Raw genomic sequence first — 24,873 nt, forward strand, 5'->3', positions numbered from 1 at the left:
ATCACGATGGCACGTCTTCTCTCCCTCAATGTCGGAATGCCGCGCGACATCGACTGGCAAGGCAGGACGGTTCACACCGGCATCTGGAAGACGCCGGTCTCGGGCGCGCGCCGGGTACGGCGGCTCAACATCGACGGCGACGGCCAGGGCGATACGGCCGGCCACGGCGGCGAGCAGCGCGCCGTCTACGTCTACCAGCAGGAGTCCTATTGCTATTGGCAGAACGAGCTGGGCCGGGCGAACCTCGTCCCCGGACAATTCGGCGAGAACTTCACCGTCGAGGGCCTCGCCGATGCGGAGGTCTGTATCGGCGACCGCTACAGGATCGGCTCTGCCCTGTTCGAGGTCACGCAGCCGCGCGTCACCTGTTACCGGCTCGGCATTCGCATGGATGAGCCAGACATGGCCGCGCTGCTCGTCAGGCACGGCCGGCCCGGATTCTATTTTCGCGTCATCGAGGAAGGCGACGTCGAGGCCGGTGACGAGATCACGCAGGTCGCAAGCGGACCCGAGCGCATGAGCGTATCGGAGATCAACGCGTTGCTCTATTTGCCGCCGCACCCGCGCGATCGCCTCGCGCTTGCGCTGACGATTCCGGCTCTGAGCGGCGGCTGGCGTCATTCCTTCGCGGCGATGCTCGAGCAGCAGCGCGCGGAGACCGGGGCGTCGGGAAACGCCGGGCTCGGGCCGGAGGCGAGCCCGCCTCCGGCGTGGCGCGGCTTCCGGCCGTTTCGGGTCTCGCAGAAGATCGCCGAAAGCGGCAGCGTGACATCACTGATCCTCGAGCCCGCGGATGGACATCCCCTCGCCACCGCCCTGCCCGGCCAGTTCGTCATCATCCGGCTCGGTCCTTCCGGGGGACCGGCGATGACGCGCAGCTATTCGCTGTCGGGCCGCGCCGGCGCGCCGTATCGCATCAGCATCAAGCGCGAGGCAAACGGTGCCGCCAGCGCCTATGTCGCCGACAGGCTGCAGGCCGGCGACACCGTCGAGCTCGGCGCACCGCGCGGGAGCTTCACGCTCCGGCAGGACACGCGGCCCGTCATCCTGCTGAGTGCAGGGATCGGCGTCACGCCGGTGCTTGCGATGCTGCAGGCGCTCGCCGCGGAAAGATCGACGCGAGATGTGTGGTGGCTGCATGGCACGCGCAACGGCCGCGACCATGTGTTTGCCACTGAGGCACGCGAGCTGTTGGCCGAACTCCCCAACGGTCACAGCCGGATCTGCTACAGCTCCCCCGATCCGGACGATCGTCCCGAACGCGATTTCGATATCCAGGGACACCTCAATGCGTCCTTGCTTGCGCGGCTGAACGTGCCGCACGACGGTGATTTCTATCTCTGCGGACCGTCCTCCTTCATGCGCGACCTGACCGCCGGCCTTGCCACGCTCGGTGTCGCGCGGGATCGCATCCACACCGAATTGTTCGGCTCAAAGCCATCCCTGACGCCCGGCATCGCGGCTTTGCCGCAGAAGCCCGTCCACATACCGGCCGGACCACCGGGGCCGGGCCCGATGGTGTCCTTCGCCCGCAGCGGTCTCAATGTGCCCTGGGCATCATCCTACGGCAGCCTGCTCGAGCTCGCCGAAGCGTGCGACGTCCCCGTGCGCTGGTCGTGCCGGACCGGCGTCTGCCACAATTGCGAGAGTGGGCTCGTCGCGGGCGCAGTCAGCTACGCGCCGGATCCGCTCGACGCGCCCGCCGACGGCAATGTCCTGATCTGCTGCGCGCGGCCCCAACAGGACATCGTGCTCGATCTCTGATCGCTCCAGGAAAGGAAATTCGAATGAGACCCGACATCATGCAGGGAACCGTATTCCCCGACTATGAGCTCAGCGACCATACCGGCAAGCATCGGAAACTCTCAGAGCTGCAAGGCAACGACCCGATGGTGCTGGTGCTCGGCCGCGGCGGCTTCTGCCCGAAGGACCGCCGGCAGGCCGAAGGATTGCTGCAACTGCATCGGGAAATGGAAGTGGGATATTGCCGGATGGTGACGATCACGACCGACACGATCGCCGAAACCATCGAGTATCGCAGCGGCGTCGGCGCGCACTGGCCCTTCCTCTCCGACCCCAGGCGCGTCGTGCAGAAGGATCTCGACATCGCCGAATATACCGATCCCGTCCACAATCCGATGATCCCGCATGTCATCGTGCTCAAGCCCGGCCTCGTCGTTTACAAGATCTACAACGGCTACTGGTTCTTCGGACGGCCGACGGTCGAAGAGCTCCGCCACGATCTCAGGGACGTCAGCAGGATTTGCCGCCCGGACTGGGACATCACGGCACCGGGCCTCAAGACGCTCTGGCAGCAGGGCCACAAGGACCATTTCTTCCCTTACGGCAAACCTCACGTCGAAACCGCCGGCGGACAGGATTAGAAACACATTCCAGCACCCGCGATTCCCGCGGGGACGGCGCGGAGTGTGGATGCCACGTATGAAGGTCAAGCCCCGGCCCGGCGCCGGCCACGTCGGCGCACGCCAGATCTACGAGGCGCTGCGCGACCAGATCATGGCGCGGGTGTACGGCACCGACGGCCAGCTGCCATCCTCGCGGGCGCTGGCCGGCGAGATGGGCGTGGCGCGCTCAACCGTCACCGTCGCCTACGAGCAGCTTGCGGCCGAAGGCTTCATCGAGACGCGCCACGGCGCCCGGCCACGTGTCGCGCGCGCCGTGGTCGAGCGCGAACGTACCCGCGTCGCTACGCATGCGCCGGTGCGCAAGGTGCGCCTGTCGCGCTTCGGCGAGCGGCTGCGGCAGGACCCGCCGCGCTGGACCGAGCCGCCGCGCGGCCTCGTCGCGAACTTCCGCTATGGCGAGCTCTCGCCGTCGGACTTCCCGCTGCTGGCCTGGAAGAAGGCCGTGACCGCAGCGATGGCGCACAGGCCCGAGCGGCTCGCCTATGACGACCCCTGCGGCTCGCTGCGGCTGCGGACTGCTCTTCAAGGCTATTTGTGGCGATCGCGCAGCGTCCGCTGCGAGGTGGACCAGATCGTGGTCGTCAACGGCTCGCAGCAGGGCCTCGACATCTGCGCGCGCCTGCTGCTCGATTCCGGCGACCGCTTCGTGATGGAGGATCCCGGCTACCAGATGGCGCGGCATACCTTTGCGGCGACGGGCGCGGAGACGGTGCCGGTCCCGGTCGACGCGGACGGCCTTGAGACGGAGCGGCTCGGCGGCGTCGAGGCCCGCCTCGCCTATGTGACGCCCTCGCATCAATATCCGCTTGGCGGCGTCATGCCGATCGGGCGCAGGCACCAATTGCTCGCCTGGGCGCGCAAGAACGACGCTTACGTGATCGAGGACGACTACGACAGCGAGTACCGCTACGACACGCGGCCGATCCCGCCGCTGCATGCGCTCGAAGGCAGCGGCAACGTGATCTATCTCGGCACCGTTTCCAAGACGCTCTCCCCGACCTTGCGGATCGGCTACCTCGTGGTGCCCGCAGGCTTGCGGCCGCTGTTTGCCGCCGCCAAGCAGGTCATGGACCGGCACACGCCGCTCGTCGAGCAGGAGGCGCTGGCCGCAATGCTGGAGAGCGGCGCCTATGACAGCCATGTCAGGCGCGTGCGCCGGCGCAATGCCGAGCGCCAGCAGGCCCTGCTCGGCGCGCTGCGGCGCCGGTTCGGCGATCGCGTCCGCATCGAGGGCACAGCCGCCGGCCTGCATGTGGTGGCATGGTTCGATCATCTGCCGCACAAGCGCGAGGATGCGCTGATCGCGGCGGCGCGCGCCAAGGGCGTCGGTATCTACCCCGTTTCCGCGCTGCGCGTCGGTCCGCGCCGGACCAGGACCGTCGGCCTCGTCATGGGCTATTCGGGGCTGGAGGTCGCGCAGATCGAACGCGGCTGCAAGCTGCTGGCGCAGGCGGCCGCCGAACTGGACTGACGAAATTGTCGCAAACTGGCCGTTTCCGACAGGCCAGATTCCCGCTATCTCCGTGACCAGAACGGAGACACGCCATGTACATTCCCCCCGCCTTCCGCGACGACGACATCGAGAGCATCCGCGCGACCATCCGCGGCGCGCGCCTTGCAAACCTCGTGACGGCCACCGCCGAGGGTCCGGTCGCAACCCCGCTGCCGCTGTTCCTCGACGAGAGCGAGGGCGAGCACGGTGTGCTGTATGGGCACGTCGCGAAGGCCAATCCGCAATGGCAGCTTGCCCCGATCGGCCACGCGCTCGCGATCTTCAATGGGCCCGACGCCTATGTGACGCCGTCCTGGTACGCGACCAAGCAGGAGACCGGAAAGGTCGTGCCGACCTGGAACTACATCGCCGTGCACGCCTACGGCACGGTCGAATTCTTTCAAGAACCTGAGCGCCTGCTCGAAGCGGTGACGCGCCTGACGAACCGGCACGAAGGCGCGCGCGCAAAGCCGTGGGCGGTGAGCGATGCCCCCGCTGATTTCGTCGCCGCGCAATTGCGCGGGATCGTCGGCGTGCGCATTCCCGTCGTGCGGTTCGAAGGCAAGCGCAAGATGAGCCAGAACCGTCCCGAGGCCGACCGCATCGGCGTCGCGCAAGGTCTTGCCGCGAGCAATGACGTGCACGACCGCGAGGTCGCGCCCCTGATCCCGCAGCCGGCGTGAGACGAAGCCCGGCGCGCGAGCGCGGGCCGAACAAGGAGGCGAAGGCGCGATGTTGAGATTGGCACTTCCGATGCTCTTCGCAGTAGCCGCGGGCGTCAGCCTCGTCGTGCAACAGGCCCTCAACGCCAACCTGCGCACCGCGCTCAATTCGGCAGCGTGGTCGGGCTTCATGAGCTACTTGCTCGGCGTGCTCTGCATGGCCGCGCTGGCGCTCGTGATGCGCGATCCCGTCCCCTCGATGGCGACCGCGTCCCGCATTCCCTGGTTCGCATGGAGCGGCGGGCTGTTCGGCGCCATCTTCATCGGCCTCGGCATCTTCCTCGTTCCGCGGCTCGGCGCCGCCACGTTCTTTGCGCTGCTGATCGCCGGCCAGATGCTCGGATCGATCGCGTTCGACCATTTTGGCGTGCTTGGCGTTCCCGTTCAGCCCGTGAGCGCGGTCCGGATCGCCGGGGCCGCGCTCTTGGTCGCCGGCGTCGTCCTGATCCGCATGTAGGTTCTCTCGGGAACCATCCCGCCGCCAGGCCTGTTGGTGGACCTCAGGACATATCCGCGACGGGAACAGCCATGTGCCGCTGGATCGCTTATCGGGGCGAGACCACCTCGTTCGAGCCTTACGTCACCGAGCCCGAGCATTCGCTGATCGCGCAGAGCATCCGCTCGCTGCAGTCGACGGCGGGCTCGAACGGCGACGGCTTCGGGCTCGGCTGGTATGGCGAGCATCCGGAGCCGGGCCTTTACCGCGAGACGCGCCCGGCCTGGTCTGACGAGAACCTGCGCTATCTCTGCCGCCATCTGCGCTCGCACCTCTTCTTCGCTCACGTGCGCGCCGCCACCGGCACGGCGGTGACGCGGCAGAACTGCCATCCGTTCGCCTGCGGCCAATGGATGTTCATGCACAACGGCTTCGTCGGCAGCTGGAATCGGCTGCGCCGCAAGGTCGAGGCGCTGATCCCGGACGCCTATTATCCCTCGCGGCTGGGCACGACCGACTCTGAGGCCGTTTTCCTCGCCATGATGGGCGCGGGCCTGGAGAACGATCCGCTTCGGGCGACAGAAGCCGTGCTGCAAGCCCTCGTCGGCCTCGTCAATGAAGGTGACCTTCGCGAGCGGCTGCGCTTCACCAGCGCGATCGCCAATGGCCGCGACCTCTATGCGTTTCGCGTCTCCGTCAACGATGCCGCGAACACGCTCTACTTCCGCGAGGACGGCGGCCAGGTCATCGTCGTGTCGGAACCGTTCGACAAGGAATCGGACTGGACGGAAGTGCCGCCGAATCACGCGCTGATCGCGCGCGCGTCCGAAACCGTCAAAATTGTTCCGTTCGATCCTGCCATTTCCGGTGAGTCCGGCGCGGAACCGGTTCCTGTCAGACGGATTATCGCCCGCAGGTAGTGACCACGCCGGGTGGCCAATGACAATTGCATCAGACGTCCTGAAACTGCTGCGCGTCGATTCCTCCGATGACAGGCAGCATCTCGTCATCCGCTCCGCGGGCGGCGGCGGCAAGGCGGCGGAATATTCCTTCGGCATCGAGGAGGAATATTTCCTCGCCGATCGCCGCACGTTCGAGGTCGCGATCGAAACGCCCAACGCGCTGTTCGAATCGGCGAACTGGTCCACCGGCGGCCAGGCGATGCGGGAGATGCTGCAATCCCAGCTCGAGGTCGCCACCAACGTCCACGTCGACGTCAACGACGCGCGCGAGGAGCTGCGCTTCCTGCGCCGCGAGGTCGCCAACGTCGCCGCGCAATACGGTTTTGCGATCATGGCCTGCGGCACGCATCCGACCGCGGTCTGGCGGATGTCGCAGCCAAGCCCGAAGCCGCGCTATGAGGAGATGATCGAGGACCTGCGCAGCATCGGCCACCGCAACATGATGTGCGGCATGCATGTGCACGTCCAGTTGCCCGATCCCGAGAAGCGCATGGCGGTGATGCGGGCGATGCTGCCGCACCTGCCGCTGTTCATCGCGCTGTCGGCCTCCTCCCCGTTCTGGAATTCGCACAAGACCGGCCTGAAGGGCTATCGCCTGGCCGCCTATTCCGAGCTGCCCCGCACCGGCCTCCCCGAACTGTTCGAGACGCGGCACGATTACGACGAATATGTCGGCGCGCTGCAGCGCTCCGGCGTGATTCCCGACGAGAGCCACATCTGGTGGGCGATGCGTCCGTCCATGAAGCACCCGACCCTCGAGCTGCGCGCGCCCGACACCTGCACCTTCGTCGACGACGCCGTCGCCATCGCCTCGCTCTATCGCTGCCTGACGCGGCACCTCTATCTGCGCCCGCATCTGTCCAGGGAGGTCACCGTGGTCGAGCGCGCGATTGCGGTCGAGAACAAATGGCGCGCGCAGCGCTACGGCACCGATTGCATCTTTGCCTCCAAGGACGGCCCCGTCACGATCGCGGAGCTGCTGTCCCGGGTGATCGAGGATACCGCGGACGACGCCGCGGCACTCGACTGCGCCGCCGAGATCGAGCACTGCCGCACCATCGTGGCGCGCGGCAGCTCGGCGGAGTTCCAGCTTCGCGCCTATCGCGACAATGGCGAGGACATCGCAGCCGTGTCACGTTGGATTGCTACATCCACGCTGTCAGGCACGAGCGCTCCGATGCGTCCCGGCGCGCCGGCGCCGTCATAGCGCCCGCGCAAGCTTCGACGGCCAAGGTGCCGCCCTCGCATTCGATGATCGTGGAGAAGAACATGACTGGCATCACATCGTGCACCGGCTGCGGTCATGCACTTGTCCCGATGCTGACGGCCAAGGGCCGCGCAGAGCTGAGCTGCCTCTGGTGCGAAGGCATCGACGCGCGCGCGGTGGAGATGGCGAAGTGGGCGGACAGCCCCACCGGCAAGCCCGAGCGGTCCGCTCACCAGCCGTTCGAATGAGCCGTTTTCGTCGCCATGCCGGCGGCGCCCGATGATCCCGCCGACCCTTGCGGTTGCATGCCCTTTGCAGGACATGCCGACAAATTAGACAAGAGACGTCTCGGCACGCGATCCCGAGGTCGCGTGAACAGGGCAAGGCAAGCCGGTGAAACGCCGCATCTAACCTCTGGCGCGGCCTCGACTTTCCTTCGCGCTTCGTGGCGCCGGAGCGCCCGCGCGCAATGCCGTGCGCCGACTGGCCCGGAATTCGCAAGACAGCATCAGGCCTGATTCCCTGCCCCGGTCACGCGGGAGCAGCAGGATGCGTGCGCGAGCTTCGGGATCGATGGCCCAGGATCGGAGAATGCCATGAACGTGCATGCCGCGGGCGATCTCAAATTCACCGGCCTCACCCGCCCGGACGGCTCACCCCTTCGCCTCAACGATCAGGATTTCGTCGCGATCGACCGCGACAGGAATGCGACGTTCGAGGCGACCTACCGGCCGCAGGCCCTCTACAACCGCGCCAACGAGGGCTTTCACGCCAACAACGAGACCTTCCTCCTGCACGAGGTCGCGACGAACCTGCCGATCTACCGGCCGGACACCGGCCCCACCGATTTCCATCTGCATCTGCCGCCGGGTGGCTTCCAGCTCGTGCTGGTCACCTCGGGCGCGTTCACCTTCGACTATGACGGGCGCTTCTACAATGTCGGTCCGGGCGCCGTGATGCTGCAAAGCGCGATCGTGCACCGCCAGCTGTTCTACACCTGGTCGGGCCTGTCGACGGAAGAGAATTTGAAGACGCCGCAGACCGTGGTGCCCGATCCGATCTCGATGGGCTATTCCGGCAAATTCCTCGAAGCCTTCATCACCGATCCCACCACCTTTCCGAATCCGACCATCGTCGGTCCGGACCAGATCAACGAAGCCGAGACGCCGCGCGTGGCCTGGAGCCATCCGCTGCACAACCGGCCGGCCGATGCCGGCTTCTGGCTGCAGGATCCCCTGGCACTGGATGCACTGTTCAAGCCGCTCACCGACGGCTCGGTCAAATCGGCGATGCCGGTTTACGTGCGCGACATCGGCATCGAGGTGCCGAGCGGCCATCTCGTCACCGGCCACATCATCGCGACCGACCCCAGCGGTCAGTCGCTGCTGCCGAAGAGCACGTCGATCGCCGCGGACCCGGCCTGCTTCGCCAAGGGCGAGGTCGTGATCTACCGCGTCATTCGCGGCACGGCCGAGTTCAAGAAGAAGTCCGGCGAGAGCTTCGAACTCTCCGCCGGCGACGTGGTCACCGCAGGCAAGGCGTCCATCAGCCTCGTTGGCGTCGGTGAGAACACCCAGGTCCTGCGCCTCGGCCTGCTCAAGGGCATGAACGACCTTCGCGGCTGGACGCCGACGCAGCGCGACGAGATCGACGGCCTCGCCGGCCAGATCATCACGCACAAGGACATCCGCCCCCTGCGCACCGAAGGCAAGCCGGTCGGGTATCTCTACGGCTGAACGCTACTCCGCCGCCTGCCGCACGTGGCGCGCGGTCGGGGTACGCATCGTCACGAGCTCTTCGGCCGCGGTCGGATGCAGCGCGATGGTCGCGTCGAAATCGGCCTTGGTCGCCTTCATCTTCACCGCGATCGCCACCACCTGGGTCACCTCGGCGGCGGCATCGCCGACGATGTGGCAGCCGAGCACGCGGTCGGTCGAACCGTCGACGACGAGCTTCATCAGCACGCGGGTATCGCGGCCCGACATCGTCGCCTTGATGGGACGGAACGTCGTCTTGTAGATGTCGACGTGGCTGAACTGCGCACGCGCCTCGGTTTCAGTCAGCCCGACCGTCCCCACTTCCGGCTGCGAGAACACCGCGGTCGGGATGTTGGCGTGATCCACCTGCACCGTACGATTGCCGAACACGGTATCGGCGAAGGCATGGCCTTCGCGGATCGCGACCGGCGTCAGGTTGAAGCGGTGGGTGACGTCGCCGATGGCATAGATGCTGTCGACCGAGCTCTTCGAGAAATGGTCCACGGCAATGCCGCCGTTCTTCGGATTGATCGCGACGCCGGCCTTCTCCAGGCCGAGATTGGCGACCGCCGGATGGCGGCCGATCGCGAACATCACCTGGTCGGAGGCGAGGCTCGAGCCGTTCGACAGATGCGTGGTGAACTCCTCACCGTGACGATCGACCTTCGCCACCGTGCAGCCGGTGAGGATGGTGATGCCCTGCTTTTCCATCTCGCTGCGGACGTGGCTGCGCACGTCCTCGTCGAAACCGCGCAGGATGTTGTCGCCGCGATAGATCACCGTGACGTCCGAGCCGAAGCCGGCGAAGATGCCGGCGAATTCCAGCGCGATGTAGCCGCCACCCTGGATCACGATCCGCCTCGGCAGCTTCTCGAGATGAAATGCCTCGTTGGACGAGATCACGTGCTCGATGCCGGGAATGGAGGCGCCATGGTTGGGCGCACCGCCGGTGGCGATCAGGATGTATTTTGCGGTGATCTTCCTGTCGTTCTCGAGCAGGCGGACGGTGTGCTTGTCCTCGATCACCGCCCGGCTCTTGACGATTTGCGCGCCCGACTTCTCGACATTGGTCGTGTAGGCCGCCTCGAGCCGGGCGATCTCCTTGTCCTTGTTGGCGATCAGCGTCGGCCAGTCGAACGTCGCAGGCGGAACGGTCCAGCCGAAACCGGCGGCGTCCTCGAGCTCGTGACGAAAATGCGAGCCGATCACGAACAGCTTCTTCGGCACGCAGCCGCGGATCACGCAGGTGCCGCCCATGCGGTACTCTTCCGCGATCATCACGCGGGCACCGTAGCCGGCCGCGATGCGGGCGGCACGCACGCCGCCCGAACCGCCACCGATGACAAAGAGGTCGACGTCGAATTCAGCCATTGTCCACTCCGACCTCTTTCAGAGCATGATCCGGACCCAAAGGGCCGCGCCAGCGCAAAGTGTGGAGCGGTTTCCCGAAAAGACCATGCTCAAATCGCAACCTAAAGCGCGGTGACGCGCTTTAGGGATTTCTGATCAGATAGGTACTGTCAGATTTCCTTGCCACGCTTGCGCATCTCGGCGCGGAAGGCACCCATCACGGTTTCCGAGAAGTTCTGGGCCCAGGAGTTCATGAAGGCCATGCTGAGGCCGATGGCGCGCGGCTCGGCGTCGATCAGCTTCTTGCCCAGCGGCGACCTGTAGAAGGTGACGAGGTCCTTCAGCTCCTGCTCGGTGAACTCGCTGGCATAGATCTGCGCCATGCCCTCGCCGATCTCGTTCTGGCGGCCGTTGAGCTGCTGGGCCACGATCTGGGCGACCTCGGTGAGGTCCTTCTGGTAATTCAGGTTCTGCTGGATCAGCGCGATCTTGGTCTTCTCGACGAGGCCGGGCACGGCGCCGGTGTACATCGCATTGGCGTTCTTGATCTGCAGGATCTCCCTGGCCGCGGCAATCGCCGCCGGCGAGGCTTTCGGCTGGGCCGGCGCGGCCGCCGCCTTGGGCTGCGCCGGCGCCTGCTGCGCGATCGCCGGGACCGCCGAGACGGCCAGGCCAGCAGCAAGCGTCGCGGCCGGCAAGAATTTCAAAACGCTCTTCATTCCTAGTCTCCTTTCGGCTTTCGCCGTTCAATCACGCGAATTCCCTCGCCGCCCGCCAGAACAGCGGAGCTGGCCAAGCCGATGAACAATCCGTGCTCGACCACGCCGGGGATCGCGCTCAACGCCTTGGCGAGGCTGGCCGGATCCACAATACGCCCGAGCTGCGCATCGACGATCCAGTGGCCGCCGTCGGTGACGAAAACGTGGCCGTCCTTGGCTTTGCGGATCGCCATTTGCCCGGAAACGCCGCACGCCGCAAATGCCTTCTCGATCGCCCGGCGCGTCGCGCCAAGGCCGAACGGGATCACCTCGATCGGCAGCGGAAACTTGCCGAGCGTCGGCACCCATTTGCTGTCGTCGGCAATCACGATCATGCGATCCGAGGCGGCCGCCACGATCTTCTCGCGCAGCAGCGCGCCGCCGCCGCCCTTGATCAGGTTGAAGTCGGGATCGATCTCGTCGGCGCCGTCGACGGTCAGGTCGAGATGGTCGATCTCGTCGAGCGTGGTGAGCGGCACGCCGCAGCGCTCCGCGTCCGCACGGGTTTGCTCCGAGGTCGGCACACCGATCACCTTGAGGCCGGCCGCGACGCGCTCGCCGAGCAGCTCGACGAAATGCTTTGCGGTCGAGCCCGTACCAAGCCCCAGCTGCATGCCGTCACGCACCTCCTCGAGGGCCCGCGCCGCAGCCTGCCGCTTCAACTGGTCCATGTTCACGTTTGCGCCCGCCCCTGGATTGAGAGTGCCGTCGGTATAGCCGCTTGCGGCGGCCTATGTAGCCTCGTTTTTCCCGCCGGAACAGGCCTCTGGGCCGATCTTATAAGGTGAACTTATGGCGACGGCCCTTGCGCCGATCCGGCCGGCCCGATAGCGCTTGGACCATGACCTCCCCTTACACCCTCGTCTTCGATCTCGACGGCACGCTTGTGGATACGGCGCCCGACCTGATCACCGCGCTCAATTACGTGCTCGACCGCGAAGGCCTGCCGCCGGTGCCGATGGCCTCGGCCCGCAACATGATCGGCGCCGGCGCCCGCAAGCTGATCGAGCGAGGCCTGGAGGCCGAGGGCCGTAGCGTTACGCCCGCCGACATGGACCGGATGACGGCGGATTTCATCGCCTATTACGCCGACCATATCGCCGTGGAATCCCGGCCCTTCGAGGGGCTCGAGGCCGCGCTCGACCATTTTGCAGGCCAGGGCCATCGCCTCGCGGTCTGCACCAATAAGCTGGAATGGCTGTCCAGGCGCCTTTTGGACCAGCTCGACCTCAGCCGCCGCTTCGCGGCGATCTGCGGCGCGGACACTTTTGGGGTCCAGAAGCCGGATCCGACCATCTTCCGGGAAACGGTGGCGCGGGCCGGCGGCGAGGTGAAGGCCAGCATCATGGTCGGCGACGCCGGAACCGACGTCGGCGTGGCCCGCCGCGCCGGGGTGCCCGTGATCGGGGTCAGCTTCGGCTATACGGACGTGCCGATCGCCGATCTGAAGCCCGACCGGCTGATCCATCACATGCGCGACCTGCCCTCGGCGGCCGGCAGCCTGATGATGGCCTAGCACCCAACCGACTGAAATTTCATAACAATCCACACGATAGCCCGCGTTAATCAACTATTAACCATGCGCGGCGCGACGGTTGCCTGCCCTGACCGACACTCATATGGTCCGCCCGGGATGTGGCGGTTCGTCGCAGTCAAAGTGGGTGGTTCATGCGTCGTGTGATCGCGATTGTGCTGGCGGGGGCGAGCCTGGGTGGCTGCTCCTCCTCGATGTCCTGGGACATGTTCAAATCGGCCCCGCCGCCGCTCCAGGTCCGGCTCGAGTCCAATCCGCCGGGCGCCGACGCCACCACCTCGCTCGGCCCGGGCTGCAAGACCCCCTGCTCGGTCTCGGTTCCCGCGCCGGATCTGCCGTTCTCGGTCGCCTTCGCGCTGCCCAAGTATCAGCCCGCGACCGTGCCGGTGAACGTCATCAAGAATCCCGGCGATTTCACCACATCGGCGTCGGTCACGACCGATCCGAACCCGGTATTCGCGGAACTGCAGCCGGCCGACCCGCCGAAGCCGGTCCGCAAGCCGCACCGGCCGAAGAAGCCGAAACCGGCCGCGGCCGCGGCCGCCGCCGCGCCGGCCGAGGCCGCACCGGCCGGGGCGTCGCCGTTCCCCGATCCGAACGCAGGCAAGCGCTGATCCGGGCGGCGGGCTTACGTATACCACCCGATTGTCCTAGCCGCGTCCGATGCTTAGATTGCTTCCAGAGCACCGCCGAAGCAAAGGTGCACCGTCGCCGTAAGTGACAGGGCAATTGGTATGAACGGATCTTCTGCGAATCCCCGCACCGCGCTGTCGAGCGCGATGACCGATCCGTTCGGGCGGACCATCTCCTATCTGCGCGTCTCGGTCACCGACCGCTGCGATTTGCGCTGCTTCTACTGCATGTCGGAAGACATGACGTTCCTGCCCAAGGCCGACCTGCTGACGCTTGAGGAACTCGACCGGCTCTGCACCGCCTTCATCGCCAAGGGCGTGAGGAAGCTGCGACTCACCGGCGGCGAGCCGCTGGTCCGGCGCAACGTGATGACGCTGGTGCGCTCGCTGTCGCGGCATCTTCAGAGCGGCGCCCTGAACGAGCTGACGCTGACCACCAACGGCACGCAGCTGGCAAAGCACGCCCGCGAGCTCGCCGATTGCGGCGTCCGCCGCATCAACGTCTCGCTCGACACGCTCGATCCCAAGAAATTCCGCGAGATCACCCGCTGGGGCGAGATCGACAAGGTGCTGGAAGGCATCGAGGCCGCGCGCGCCGCCGGCCTCGCCATCAAGATCAACGCGGTTGCCCTGAAGAACCTCAACGAGGACGAACTCCCTGAGCTGATGCGCTGGGCCCACGGCAAGGGCATGGGCCTGACGCTGATCGAGGTCATGCCGATGGGCGAGATCGGCGCGGGCCGCATCGACCAGTATCTGCCGCTGTCGCTGGTGCGCGCACGTCTCGCCCAGCAATTCACGCTAACGGATCTGGCCGAGAGCACCGGCGGGCCGGCGCGCTATGTCAGCGTCGCCGAGACCGGCGGCAAGCTCGGCTTCATCACGCCGATGACCCATAATTTCTGCGAATCCTGCAACCGGGTGCGCATCACCTGCACGGGCACGCTGCACACCTGCCTCGGCCACGAGGACGCCTCGGACCTGCGCAAGCCCCTGCGTGCATCGGACGACGACGTCCTGCTTGCGGATGCGATCGACCGCGCCATCGGGCTCAAGCCCAAGGGCCACGATTTCATCATCGACCGACGCCACGACCGTCCCAGCGTCTCCAGGCACATGAGCGTCACCGGCGGCTAGGCCAGCGTTGGCACTCAGACCGGCTTGTGCATGAAGAACTGAGCGATGATCGTCGCGCCCAGAAACGTTCCCGCATTCGCCATCAGCGAGACCACGACGATCCGCCAGCCCAGCGATCGGAATGCAGGCATGTCCTTGGCGATGGACAGGCCCGCAAACGCCAGCAGCGGCGTCGCAAGCGCGAGAAAGTTGATCTTGCCGGTCGCGGCCGCGATATCGGCCGCAAAGGGCGTGGCAGGATAGGTCAATGCCATCGCGACAAGAGACACCCAGACCACGGCAGGCACCCAGCCCTTCGTGAGCAGGTAGATCAGGTGGCCGACCATGACGGCTGCCACGATGATTGCGGTGCCGGCGAGAACCGAAGCGTCCGGCACTGTCTTGTAGGCGATGTAATTACCGATCAGCGCGATGAGCGCGCTGGAGATCCAGATCGACAGGCGCTCGATCGCCGATACATCCGCCGTCTGCGGATGCACAAGCTCTGCGCCTGCCGCCGCGGGTGACGCGAGCTCTTCCGAGATCGTCGCGCGGCCGCGCCCCAGGATCGGCTCGAGCACGCCGTACGCCCAGACCGTGAAGGGCAGCGACAGGAACAGCGTGAAGTAGGTGCCGATGGTCGTCGTGATCAAATTGCTCGCTGCGGCGAAGGCCGCGACATCCTTGGCGACATCAGCGGTTTGCTGAGCCGCAATCGCGCCGGAGGCGGCCGCCATCAGGCTGCCCGAGCCGACACCGGCGCCCATGGCGAGGGCGAGCGGATCGAAGATGCCAAGACCGGTGATGACGCCCGCGAAGATGGCAATGAAGACAGCACCGAAGATCGTGCCGGTCATGTACTCGGCGAGTACGCCGCGCCCCTCGGCGCTGTTCATCCCGTACTTCTCGCCGATGATGGCCAGACTCGGCTCGCGTCCGACGGAAAAGGTCGCGCCGATCGCTTCGCGCTTGATGCCGAGCAACAGGGCAACCGGCAGGCCGAACACCATCGTGCCGAAGAAATGTCCGAACTCCTGGAACACCAGCGCCCAGCCCGCGGTCAGGATCTTCGGCAGCGACCCGCCGACCAGCAGTCCGAGCTTGGCGACGAGCAGAAGCAGGGCCGGCTGAAGCGCGGCAGCCGCGAGCGCCTGGGTGCGAGCCTCGAAGCGCATCAAAGCTGGAAGACGCGGGCTCGCAAGTCCCCAGGCCGCACCGATCAAGAGCGCCCAGAGTAGCGGCAGCAGCACGACCTTGTAGGTCCCGCCGAGCGGCACCGTGACCGCGCCGATCAGTTCGGCGAGCAGGACGGTGACGGCGACCCCGGCAAAGACCCTGGGCAGGCCCATCCGGTCTGCATCGATTCCGGCTGGAGTTGCGGATGTGACATTGCTCATGCGAAGCCCCCGTTCCACGATGAGATTGATGTGCGCGAGACGCTACTCGCGGATATCCGGTGCGTAGCCGAAGCCCACGGCCGGCTCGGCCGCGGTCTCCACCCAGACGCTCTTGACCTCAGTGTATTCGAACAGCGTTTCGACCCCGCTCGAGCGGCCGTAGCCGCTCATGCCGTAACCGCCGAACGGCGATGCGACGTTGATCGTCTTGTAGGAGTTGATCCAGAACGTCCCGGCCCTGACCTGCGCAGCGACCCGGTGCGCGCGCCCGACGTCGCGCGTCCAGACCGCGCCGGCAAGACCGAACTCGCTGTCATTGGCGAGAGCGATCGCTTCCTCCTCGGAATCGAACGGGATCGCGGCGACGACAGGTCCGAAGATCTCCTCGCGCGCCACCGCCATGCTGTTGCTGACATCGCGCAGCACGGTCGGCGTGACGAAGAAGCCGCTTTGCGCCGCGCTGCCGTCGCTGCCGGTTGCAAGCTTTGCACCCTCGGCGAGGCCCTGCTTCAGCATCGCAAGCACGCGAGTGTACTGCCGCGCATTGTTGATCGGCCCGACCTCCGTGTCGGCCGCACCCGGCGCGCCGACCTTCAACTTCGCAGCACCGTCGGCGACCATCTTGACGAAGCGGTCGTAGACCGAGCGCTCGACCAGCAGCCGCGAGCCTGCGACGCAGCTCTGGCCGGCGCCGGCAAAGATGGCCGACTGGGCACCGATGGCAGCGCGCGCAAGGTCGGCGTCGGCGAACACGATATTGGCGGATTTTCCACCGAGCTCGAGCACGCAGGGCAGCAAGCGCCTGGCCGCGGCTTCCGCGATCAATCTGCCCGTCGGCACCGAACCCACGAACACGACCTTCTTCACCGCCGGCTGGCCGAGCGCAGCCTGCCCCGTCGTGTGGCCGTAGCCCGCGAGCACGTTGACGAGACCGGCCGGCAATCCGGCCTGCTCGGCAAGAAGCGCCACGGCCATGGAGGTGAGCGGCGTCAGCTCCGAAGGCTTCAGCAGCACGCCGTTGCCCATCGCGATGGCGGGGGCGACCTGCCAGCCGCAGGTGAAGACCGGCGCGTTCCAGGGCGTGATCTGAAGCACAACGCCGACAGCTTCACGCCGCGTGTAATTGAGATGGCTCGACGGCACAGGAATCACGTCGCCGTGGAATTTGTCGGCCCAGCCGGCATAGTACTCGAACATCTCGGCGACCTTGGCGACCTCGACCCGCGTGTCGCGGATCGGCTTGCCGGCCGAGAGCGATTCCAGACGCGCCAGCTCTTCCGCCTTGCCTTGGAGCGCACGCGCGATCGCCTGCATGACGCGGCCGCGCGCCGCACCGGTCAGCCGTGTCCAGCCAGCTTGCGCCGCGACCGCCGCCGCGGCCGCCTCGGCGACCACGGCCTCGCCGGCATCATGATAGGCGTAGAGCGGCGCGCCTGTCGCGGGATCGTCGATCGCGACGAGCTCACCGCGACCACGAACCATGCGGCCCGCCACATGCGAGCCGATCGTCGCGCAGTCCGGCCAGAAGGGAGCGAGTGCGTCGCGAAGCCGCGTGTCGATAAAGGGGGTCATGGTGCCGCTCACATCCTGCCGAGCTGGAGCTCGACGATCCTGTTGAAGTCTTCGCCGCCGTCGATCGCGCCGGCGCTCTCGGACCAGATCCGTGCGGTTTCCTTGGCGATCGGAAGGTCGAGCGACAGCCCGGCGATGAGCTGAGCGGCAAGGCGGACGTCCTTGCGCATCAGCGCCATCGTGAAGCCGGAATCGAAGGCGCCGTTCAGCACCCAGGTCGGCAGGTTGACCTGCGTGACGCCGGAGCGGCCCGAGCCCGCATTGAGGCCTTCGAGCAGCCGCACCGGATCGACATCGGCGTCGCGCGCGATGCGGATCGCCTCGGAGGCGGTCAGCAGATGCGCCGCGCAGAGCAGATTGTTGACGAGCTTGCAGACATGCCCGGCGCCTACCGGGCCGACATGGACCCGCTTCGCGCTCATGTCGCTGAGAACGGGCTCGACCGCGGCCACATCGTCATCCGCGCCGCCGATCACCATGGTCATGGTGGCGGTGATGGCGCCCTTCGGCCCGCCGCTGACCGGCGCGTCGATCATCGCCATGCCGCTCGCGGCGAGAGCCGCGGCAAGGCGCCGGGTCGTCTCGGGATTGGAGGTCGAGGTGTCGACCACGCGCAGGCCCGGCCTTGCATGGGCGATGATGCCGTCCGTGCCGGTGACGACGGCTTCGACGATCTCTGCGGTCGGCAGGGAGAGGATGAGGATTTCGACGCGGGCGCAGAGCGGCGCGACAGTTTCGAAAACCGCAACGCCGGCGGCGGCGAGTGCCCCGCGCGCCGCGTCCGACGGGTCGGTGCCAAGCACGTCATGACCGGCTCGCGCCAGCGAGAGCGCCATGCCGCGCCCCATATTGCCGAGCCCAACGACGCCGATGACCGCCATATCCCGTCCCTCACCCTGATCTGTCTGGAGACCATAGGGAGCGGAGCCCGGCCTGGGCATCAGCGGCGCGGTTGCCTAATGTTGCCTCATGGGCAACACTTGGGCATGAGTAATGCGATCGACGAGAACCGGCTTCGTTACCTGTTCGAGGCGGCGCGCTACGGCGCCGTGCGCGCGGCCGCCGACGCGCTCGGCGTCAATCCGTCCGTGGTGAGCCGCCAGATCGCGCTTCTGGAGCAGGAGCTCGACGCGGCCCTCCTCGACCGGCACAGCCGCGGGGTGCGGCCGACCGAAGCCGGCGAGCTCCTGATCGAGCATTATCGCCGCCACACCGTGGACCGCGACGATACGCTGGCAAGATTGCGCGAGTTGCAGGGACTGCACCGCGGCCACATCGACCTCGTGCTGGGCGAGGGTTTTGTCGCGGATCTCATGGGAGGCTCGCTCGGCGAATTCTGGCGTCGCCATCCGCGCTTGACCATTTCGCTGGAGCTTGCAGGGACGAGCGAGGTCATCCGCGCCATCGCGGACGACCGCTGCCATATCGGGCTCGTCTATCATCCGCCGCAGGATCCGCGGATCCGCTCCTGCGCCGCGATCCGTCAGCCGATTCGCCTGATCGCGCGCCCCGACCATCCGCTTGCGAAGCTCCGCCGCCCGGTCAAGCTGCGGGAGATCGCCAGGCACGAGCTCGGGATCATGCATGCGGGCTACGGCACGCGCCAATTGCTGGCGATGGCCGAAACATCCGAGAAGGTCGGCCTCTCGCCGAAGCTGACCACGACCTCGATCAGCATCCTCCGGCATTTCGTTCGTTCCGGTCTCGGCGTGACCTTGCTTCCGGCCTTCTCGGTTGCAGCCGACCTCGATGATGGATCACTGGTTGCCGCCCCGGTCGACAACGTGCTGCTTGCATCGGCAGAAGCCCAGATCATCACCCGGCTCGGCCGTGAGCTGCCGAACGCGGCGAGCCAGTTGCTGAGGTTCTTGATCGGTCGGATGAAGGCGTTTCGACCCGGCCGCCGCTAATCTAAGCTTTTGACCCGGCGTCAATTTGTCCATTTTCCGATTGACGGCACGTGAACCCGCTGGTTTGGTGCCAGCGCCTCTGCTTGCCCGGCAGCAATAAGCCGGCCCGCCCCGTTGGCGGTCGCGGTCAAGACGGCGGGGCACGAGGGGAGGACTGACGCCGCAATCGCTCAGGAATACGAGCCGTGCGGTCCGGTGCTTTTTGCATGCGGGCCGAACGATGCGTGCTGATGCTGCTCCCGTGAACTTGGGCCGCGACGGAGAATAATTAAGATGCGTCCATTGCTGGCGGTGAGCAACGCCATCGACCTTCTCAACGAGAAGATCGGCTACGTCTGTAACCTCCTCGTGCTTCTCGCGTGCCTGGTCAGCGCGGCCAACGCCATGATCCGCTACGCCTTCAGCTACTCCTCGAACGGCTGGCTGGAGCTGCAATGGTACATGTTCGCGATCCTGGTGATGTTCGGCGCCTCCTACACCTTCAAGCGCAACGAGCACGTCCGGGTCGAGATCCTCTATCTCCTGCTGTCCGAGCGCGGCCAGCTCCTGCTCGATTTGATCGGCACGCTGTTCTTCCTGATCCCCGCCTGCCTCCTGCTCGCCTATCTGTCCTGGCCGTTCTTCATGCAGGCCTATGACGTCGGCGAGATGTCCGGCAATGCCGGCGGCCTGATCCGCTGGCCGATCAAGTTCGTGATTCCCGCCGGCTTCGTGCTGCTGGCGCTCCAGGGTGTTTCCGAAGTCATCAAGCGTATCGCGGCTCTCCAGGGCTATGTGACGATCGACGCCAAGTACGAGAGGCCGACCCAATGATTACGCTGGAGATGATGCCGCCGCTGATGTTCGGCGGCCTGGTTCTGGCGATGCTGATCGGCTTCCCGGTGGCGTTCACGCTCGCCGCGGTCGGACTGTCCTTCGGCTTCCTCGCCATCCATCTCGGGTTCTTCGACCTCAACTTCCTGCAGGCGATCCCGGGCCGCGTGTTCGGCAGCGTGCTCTCCAACGAGCTGCTGCTCGCGATCCCGTTCTTCACCTTCATGGGCGCGATATTGGAGAGATGCGGCCTCGCCGAGGACATGCTGGATTCGATGGGCCAGCTGTTCGGCCCGGTGCGCGGCGGCCTCGGCTATTCCGTGATCATCGTCGGCTTCATCCTCGGCGCCATCACCGGCACGGTGGCGGCGCAGGTGATCGCCATGGCGCTGATCTCGATGCCGGTGATGATCCGCTACGGCTACAACATGCGCTACATCACCGGCGTGCTGGCGGCCTCCGGCACCATCACACAGCTGGTGCCGCCCTCGCTGGTGCTGATCGTGCTCGCCGACCAGCTCGGCAAGTCGGTCGGCGACATGTATCTCGGCGCCTGGGGCCCCTCGGTGTTCCAGATCATGCTGTTCGCCGGCTACACCTTCATCCTCGGCCTGATCAAGCCGGACCACGTGCCGCCGGTGCCGATGGAAGCGCGCACGCTGACCGGCTGGGCTCTGTGGAAGAAGTGCCTGATGGGCATCATCCCCTCGGCCGTGCTGATCTTCGTCGTGCTCGGCACGATGATGATGGGCCTTGCGACGCCGACGGAAGCCGGCGCGATGGGCGCGGTCGGCGCCATCGTGCTCGCCGCGATCCACCATAAGGACTTCACATCGAACGACCGCAAGGTGCTGGTCATCGGCGTCATCGCCGCGGGCATCGGCACCATCATCGCGATGCTGTTCAGCGAGAATCTGATCTTCAAGCTCGCCTTCGCCGTGACCTATCTCGCGGTGGCGTGGATCTGCTTCCAGGCCGCGCGCATCCCCGACCTGCGCGACCTCATCAAGCAGGGCTACGAATCCACCATGCGCCTCACCTGCATGGTCACCTTCATCCTGATCGGATCGACCTGCTTCTCGGTGGTGTTCCTCGGCGTCTCCGGCGGCGTCTGGCTCGAGCATCTCCTGACCTCGCTGCCGGGCGGCGTCTGGGGCTTCCTGATCTTCATCAACCTCTTCATCTTCTTCCTGGCGTTCTTCCTCGACTTCTTCGAGATCGCCTTCATCATCCTGCCGATGATCGCGCCGATCGCGCAGAAGATCCTCGCCCCCGTGGTCGGCGCGGACGCGGCGCTGATCTGGTTCGGCGTGATGCTGTGCGTCAACATGCAGACCTCGTTCCTGCATCCGCCGTTCGGCTTCGCGCTGTTCTACCTGCGCGGCGTCGCACCGAAGGAAGTGAAGAGCTCCGACATCTATTGGGGCGCGATGCCCTGGATCGGCCTGCAGATGATCATGGTGCTGCTGGTGATCATCTTCCCGTCGGTCGTGACCGGCCTCCTGGACAAGCCGCTCAACGTCGACCTCGACAAGGTCAAGATCGAGGTCCCGCAGATCGAGCTGCCCCCGCTGGATCTCGGCCCGCCGCAGAAATAGCGGGCGGACTGACCGACGCGGGTGTAGCTGCCCTCTTCCTTCTCCCCTTGCGGGAGAAGGTGGCATAGGCGGCCTTTAGCCGCCGTTCTCGAGAGAACGCCGAAGCGAAGCTTCGGCTATGGCGCCGGATGAGGGGTTGTCTCCGAGCGCTCGACTGCGTGTGGAATTCGCGGAGAGAGACCCCTCACCCGTCTCGCCGCTAGTGCAGCGAGCCACCCTCTCCCGCAAGGGGAGAGGGTAAAGAAGCTGCATCAGCCAATCGAAACCGCAGCGTGAACTCCGCGCCGCCGCCTTCGAGATTCTCCACCGCGACCGTCGCGGCGTGATCGTCGGCGACGCCGCGCACGATCGACAGGCCAAGGCCGGCGCCGTCGCTGCGCTGGCGGTCGCGGCGCCAGAAGCGCTGGAAGATCAGGTCGCGCTCGCCCTCGGCAATGCCCGGGCCGCAATCGCGCACCCGCACCGAGCCGTCCTCGCCGACCTCGACATCGACCGAGGTGTCCTTCGCCGTGAACTTGATGGCGTTCTCGGCGAGATTGAAGATCGCGCGCTGGAGCATCTCCGCATTGCCGTGGATCAGCACCGGCGCGTCAGTGCCCCGGAGCGCAATGTCCTTGTGCTGGGCCAGCGCGAACGGCGCGATCGACCCCACCACCTCGGTGCAGACGGCGCGCAGATCGGCGGTCTCGCCGGGATCGAGCACCAGCGTGTCGAGCTCGGCGATCTCCAGCAGCTGGGCGACGATGCGGCTCATGCCCTCGATGTCGGCATGCAGCGCCTCCCTCGCCGCCCCGTCATGGAGCGTCTCGATCCGCGTGCGCAGGATGGCGAGCGGCGTGCGCAATTGATGCGCGGCATCGGCCGTGAACTGGCGCTGCACGCGAAAACCGTCCTCGAGGCGGTCGAGCGCCTGGTTGACGGCGGTGACGAGCGGCATGATCTCGCGCGGGATCTGCTCGGTCGGCAGGCGGATGTCGGTGCGCGCCGGGCCGATATTGCTCGCCTCCTCCGAGGCCTTCCACAGCGGCGCGACGGCGCGGCGGAAGATGATGATGTCGGTGGCGAGCAGCACCAGCAGGATCGGGATGGTGATCCATCCCACGCGCCGGAAGAAGTTCGAGATGATGTCGTCGATGATGACGTCGCGATGGGCAAGGTCCTCGGCGACGCGGATGCGCACCGTCCTGCCCTCGATCACGCGGCTGACGCCGGCACCGGAAATTGTGTCGGACAGTCGCGGCGGCGCAGCATCGCCGGACCTTCGCCGCGAGGAGAACAGCACGCGGCCGTCCTCGTCGCGGATGTCGTAGAGGTAGCGGCCATAGGCTTCCGAATAGAGGCCCCTCAGACTGTCGGGCAGATTGAACGTCAGCGTGCCGTCCGCCTGCGGGACGATGCGCTCGGCGAGCACCTCGGCCTGGGCGCGCATGGCGTCGCGATGCAGCTGGTCGACCTCGGAGTTGAGCAGCCAGAACAGCACCAGCGGCAGGAAGATCGCGACCACCGCGACCGCGACGATGTGCAGGAACACGATGCGCCAGATCAGCGATTTGAACGTCGGCCTGGCGGATGACCGGGCGGCGGACACGCTATTTCTCCTCCGCCATCAGATAGCCGACGCCGCGGATGGTGTGGATCACGACCTTGGCGCCGTGTTCAGTGAGCTGCTTGCGCAGCCGCGAGACGTAGACCTCGACCGCGTTGGAGGCGACCTCGCCTTCGAGCCCGAAGATGTGGTCCTCGACGTTCTTCTTCGGCACCACCCGGCCCTGCCGGCGCAGCAGGATCTCCAGCACCGAGGTCTCGCGCGCGGAGATGATCCGCGGCTGGTCGTCGACGAAGATCTGGCGGCTCTCGGTGTCGTAGACAAGATTGGCGAGGCGCAGCGAGCGGCCGAGCAGCTGGCCGGGGCGGCGCAGGATCGCCTCCAGCCGCGCCACCAGCTCCTCCATCGCGAACGGCTTTGCCAGATAGTCGTCGGCGCCGCTGCGCAGGCCGCTGACGCGATCCTGCAGGCCGCCGCGCGCGGTCAGCACCAGCACGGGCAGCGGCTCCATCTGCCGGCGCAGCTCGCGCAGCACCGACAGGCCGTCGCCGTCGGGAAGCCCGAGGTCGAGGATCATCGCGGCGTAGCTGACGCTGCTGACCGCCTCGCGCGCCTCGGCGGCACTGCCCACGATGTCGCTCTCGTAGCCCGCGGCCGACAGCCCCGCGGCCACGAGCCGCGCCAGCTCGGCATTGTCCTCGACGATCAGAAGGCGCATCGCGTGTCCGGAAAAGTATTCATGTCAGCTCACGGCTCGCGCCGCATTCTTCGCTCTCTTCCACCATCCACGCCGTTTCGGCCAGCAAAAAGGCGGGCCTCGCCCGGCTTTTCGAGCCCCTGTCAGGTTCACGTCAGCCAAGGCTAGGCCGGGGGAAGCGTCACGCCCGTCAGCTCGCTCAGCCTCTCGATGAGCGCGTCCTGGAAGCCCGGGTCGGTGGCCTCATCGGCCGGCTGCTCCTGCCGCAGGTGATGCCAGTAGCGGCCGCTGACCATCGCGGCCGGCTCCTCGCTGACGGCGAGCCAGGACTGTGTCCGCTGTCCGGTGTCGAGATCCACGGGGGCGCCCGCACCGCCCATTCGGGTGCGCACCCAGCCGGGATCGACCGCATTGCTCAGAACCTGCGGCCAGCGCCGCGCCAGCGCAAAAGCCAGCGCGACCACATGCAGCTTGCTCTCCGCATAAGCCTTGGCCGCATCCCAGTTACGCCCCGTCCAGTCGAGATCGCGCAGCGACCCCTCGCCGCCGCGATGCAGGCCGCTGCTGAGATAGACCAGCCGCTTCGGCCGTTCGATCAGCGCCGTCAGCAGGTACGGCGCCAGCGTGTTGATCGCCAGCGTGCCGGCATGCCCCTCCGCAGTCGCAGCGCGGCTGTCCTGGGTGTAGACACCGGCATTGTGGATGATCGCATCCATGCGTCCGATCGCGTTGACCTGATCGGCGATGCCCTTGGTCTCGGCCGCGCTCCTGAGGTCGCCAACCGCAACTCCCGCGGCACGCGAAGTGAAGTCCGCGACCGCCGCGGCGCGATCGGCCGACCGCGCATGCAGCACCACGCGGTGCCCCTGATCGAGCAGCGATTGCGCCGCCGCCCGGCCGAGACCGTCCGTGCTGCCGGTGATGAAAACGATCGCCATGCGCTGCTCC

The 24,873-nt window shown here is 66.5% G+C and carries 24 protein-coding genes; 15 read left to right on the forward strand and 9 right to left on the reverse strand.

Translation table 11 applies throughout. The annotated features are described in order from the left end of the window. The first annotated feature begins 6 nt into the window (after window positions 1–6). The 9 genes from JQ617_RS23495 to JQ617_RS23535 all read left to right on the forward strand — a co-directional run bounded on the left by JQ617_RS23495 (window position 7) and on the right by JQ617_RS23535 (window position 8,981). A complete protein-coding gene (locus JQ617_RS23495) occupies window positions 7–1,764 on the forward strand; it encodes an MOSC and FAD-binding oxidoreductase domain-containing protein (RefSeq protein ID WP_212028347.1) in 1,758 nt (585 codons plus the stop codon). 23 nt (window positions 1,765–1,787) lie between these two features. Further along, window positions 1,788–2,384 carry a redoxin domain-containing protein gene (locus tag JQ617_RS23500; RefSeq protein ID WP_212028348.1) on the forward strand — a complete coding sequence of 199 codons (597 nt, stop codon included), beginning with the start codon at window positions 1,788–1,790 and terminating at the stop codon, window positions 2,382–2,384. A 49-nt stretch (window positions 2,385–2,433) separates the two neighbouring features. Beyond that, window positions 2,434–3,897, forward strand: a complete 1,464-nt coding sequence (gene pdxR / locus JQ617_RS23505; protein WP_212028349.1) for a MocR-like pyridoxine biosynthesis transcription factor PdxR — start codon at window positions 2,434–2,436, stop codon at window positions 3,895–3,897. Window positions 3,898–3,971: 74 nt separating this feature from the next. Then, entirely contained in the window at window positions 3,972–4,601 is a 630-nt protein-coding gene (locus JQ617_RS23510) for an FMN-binding negative transcriptional regulator (protein ID WP_212028350.1), read from the forward strand. A gap of 49 nt (window positions 4,602–4,650) precedes the next feature. Then, window positions 4,651–5,097 (forward strand): DMT family transporter, encoded by a 447-nt coding sequence (locus JQ617_RS23515; protein WP_212028351.1) that lies wholly within the window; start codon window positions 4,651–4,653, stop codon window positions 5,095–5,097. Window positions 5,098–5,168: 71 nt separating this feature from the next. After that, on the forward strand, window positions 5,169–5,996 hold the full coding sequence (locus JQ617_RS23520; RefSeq protein WP_212028352.1) for a class II glutamine amidotransferase: 828 nt from the start codon (window positions 5,169–5,171) through the stop codon (window positions 5,994–5,996). A 19-nt stretch (window positions 5,997–6,015) separates the two neighbouring features. Continuing rightward, a complete protein-coding gene (locus JQ617_RS23525) occupies window positions 6,016–7,245 on the forward strand; it encodes a carboxylate-amine ligase (protein ID WP_212028353.1) in 1,230 nt (409 codons plus the stop codon). 62 nt (window positions 7,246–7,307) lie between these two features. Continuing rightward, complete coding sequence (locus tag JQ617_RS23530; RefSeq protein WP_212028354.1) at window positions 7,308–7,493, forward strand: hypothetical protein; 186 nt, start codon at window positions 7,308–7,310, stop codon at window positions 7,491–7,493. Between the two features lie 348 nt (window positions 7,494–7,841). Then, window positions 7,842–8,981, forward strand: coding sequence for a hypothetical protein (locus tag JQ617_RS23535; protein WP_212028355.1), 1,140 nt, complete (start codon window positions 7,842–7,844; stop codon window positions 8,979–8,981). Window positions 8,982–8,984: 3 nt separating this feature from the next. On the opposite strand, the gene gor is transcribed toward JQ617_RS23535, so the two are convergent. The 3 genes from gor to rpiA form a co-directional block, all read right to left on the reverse strand. Further along, window positions 8,985–10,373: a glutathione-disulfide reductase gene (gene gor, locus JQ617_RS23540; protein ID WP_212028356.1), complete on the reverse strand. Its 1,389-nt coding sequence runs from the start codon at window positions 10,371–10,373 to the stop codon at window positions 8,985–8,987. A gap of 149 nt (window positions 10,374–10,522) precedes the next feature. Next, window positions 10,523–11,071 (reverse strand): DUF2059 domain-containing protein, encoded by a 549-nt coding sequence (locus JQ617_RS23545; protein WP_212028357.1) that lies wholly within the window; start codon window positions 11,069–11,071, stop codon window positions 10,523–10,525. A 2-nt stretch (window positions 11,072–11,073) separates the two neighbouring features. Further along, window positions 11,074–11,787, reverse strand: a complete 714-nt coding sequence (rpiA, locus tag JQ617_RS23550; protein ID WP_212028358.1) for a ribose-5-phosphate isomerase RpiA — start codon at window positions 11,785–11,787, stop codon at window positions 11,074–11,076. Between the two features lie 164 nt (window positions 11,788–11,951). On the opposite strand from rpiA, the gene JQ617_RS23555 reads away from it, so the two are divergent. From JQ617_RS23555 to moaA, 3 genes are all read left to right on the forward strand, one after another. Further along, window positions 11,952–12,626 (forward strand): HAD-IA family hydrolase, encoded by a 675-nt coding sequence (locus JQ617_RS23555; RefSeq protein ID WP_212028359.1) that lies wholly within the window; start codon window positions 11,952–11,954, stop codon window positions 12,624–12,626. 152 nt (window positions 12,627–12,778) lie between these two features. Continuing rightward, the gene (locus tag JQ617_RS23560) at window positions 12,779–13,258 is read left to right on the forward strand and encodes a hypothetical protein (RefSeq protein ID WP_212028360.1); all 480 of its coding nucleotides are present in this window, start codon (window positions 12,779–12,781) and stop codon (window positions 13,256–13,258) included. Between the two features lie 120 nt (window positions 13,259–13,378). Then, window positions 13,379–14,413, forward strand: coding sequence for a GTP 3',8-cyclase MoaA (gene moaA / locus JQ617_RS23565; RefSeq protein ID WP_212028361.1), 1,035 nt, complete (start codon window positions 13,379–13,381; stop codon window positions 14,411–14,413). A gap of 14 nt (window positions 14,414–14,427) precedes the next feature. Here moaA and JQ617_RS23570 read toward each other — a convergent pair whose 3' ends face one another. The 3 genes from JQ617_RS23570 to JQ617_RS23580 form a co-directional block, all read right to left on the reverse strand. Beyond that, on the reverse strand, window positions 14,428–15,741 hold the full coding sequence (locus JQ617_RS23570; RefSeq protein ID WP_502754895.1) for a DUF3100 domain-containing protein: 1,314 nt from the start codon (window positions 15,739–15,741) through the stop codon (window positions 14,428–14,430). A 90-nt stretch (window positions 15,742–15,831) separates the two neighbouring features. After that, window positions 15,832–17,361 carry an aldehyde dehydrogenase family protein gene (locus JQ617_RS23575; RefSeq protein WP_212028363.1) on the reverse strand — a complete coding sequence of 510 codons (1,530 nt, stop codon included), beginning with the start codon at window positions 17,359–17,361 and terminating at the stop codon, window positions 15,832–15,834. 8 nt (window positions 17,362–17,369) lie between these two features. Further along, a complete protein-coding gene (locus tag JQ617_RS23580) occupies window positions 17,370–18,242 on the reverse strand; it encodes an NAD(P)-dependent oxidoreductase (RefSeq protein ID WP_212028364.1) in 873 nt (290 codons plus the stop codon). 105 nt (window positions 18,243–18,347) lie between these two features. On the opposite strand from JQ617_RS23580, the gene JQ617_RS23585 reads away from it, so the two are divergent. The 3 genes from JQ617_RS23585 to JQ617_RS23595 all read left to right on the forward strand — a co-directional run bounded on the left by JQ617_RS23585 (window position 18,348) and on the right by JQ617_RS23595 (window position 21,682). Next, a complete protein-coding gene (locus JQ617_RS23585) occupies window positions 18,348–19,271 on the forward strand; it encodes a LysR family transcriptional regulator (protein WP_212028365.1) in 924 nt (307 codons plus the stop codon). Between the two features lie 273 nt (window positions 19,272–19,544). Next, the gene (locus JQ617_RS23590) at window positions 19,545–20,084 is read left to right on the forward strand and encodes a TRAP transporter small permease subunit (protein ID WP_063684640.1); all 540 of its coding nucleotides are present in this window, start codon (window positions 19,545–19,547) and stop codon (window positions 20,082–20,084) included. Beyond that, window positions 20,081–21,682, forward strand: coding sequence for a TRAP transporter large permease (locus tag JQ617_RS23595; protein WP_063684641.1), 1,602 nt, complete (start codon window positions 20,081–20,083; stop codon window positions 21,680–21,682). The genes JQ617_RS23590 and JQ617_RS23595 overlap by 4 nt, the downstream gene beginning before the upstream one ends. A 199-nt stretch (window positions 21,683–21,881) precedes the next feature. Here JQ617_RS23595 and JQ617_RS23600 read toward each other — a convergent pair whose 3' ends face one another. The 3 genes from JQ617_RS23600 to JQ617_RS23610 all read right to left on the reverse strand — a co-directional run bounded on the left by JQ617_RS23600 (window position 21,882) and on the right by JQ617_RS23610 (window position 24,863). After that, window positions 21,882–23,270 (reverse strand): sensor histidine kinase, encoded by a 1,389-nt coding sequence (locus JQ617_RS23600; RefSeq protein WP_212028366.1) that lies wholly within the window; start codon window positions 23,268–23,270, stop codon window positions 21,882–21,884. A 1-nt stretch (window position 23,271) separates the two neighbouring features. Then, the gene (locus JQ617_RS23605) at window positions 23,272–23,946 is read right to left on the reverse strand and encodes a response regulator transcription factor (protein ID WP_212028367.1); all 675 of its coding nucleotides are present in this window, start codon (window positions 23,944–23,946) and stop codon (window positions 23,272–23,274) included. Window positions 23,947–24,089: 143 nt separating this feature from the next. Continuing rightward, window positions 24,090–24,863: an SDR family NAD(P)-dependent oxidoreductase gene (locus tag JQ617_RS23610; RefSeq protein ID WP_212028368.1), complete on the reverse strand. Its 774-nt coding sequence runs from the start codon at window positions 24,861–24,863 to the stop codon at window positions 24,090–24,092. Window positions 24,864–24,873 lie beyond the last annotated feature (10 nt).

The organism is Bradyrhizobium sp. KB893862 SZCCT0404 (assembly GCF_018130885.1).
GTDB classification, from domain to species: domain Bacteria; phylum Pseudomonadota; class Alphaproteobacteria; order Rhizobiales; family Xanthobacteraceae; genus Bradyrhizobium; species Bradyrhizobium stylosanthis.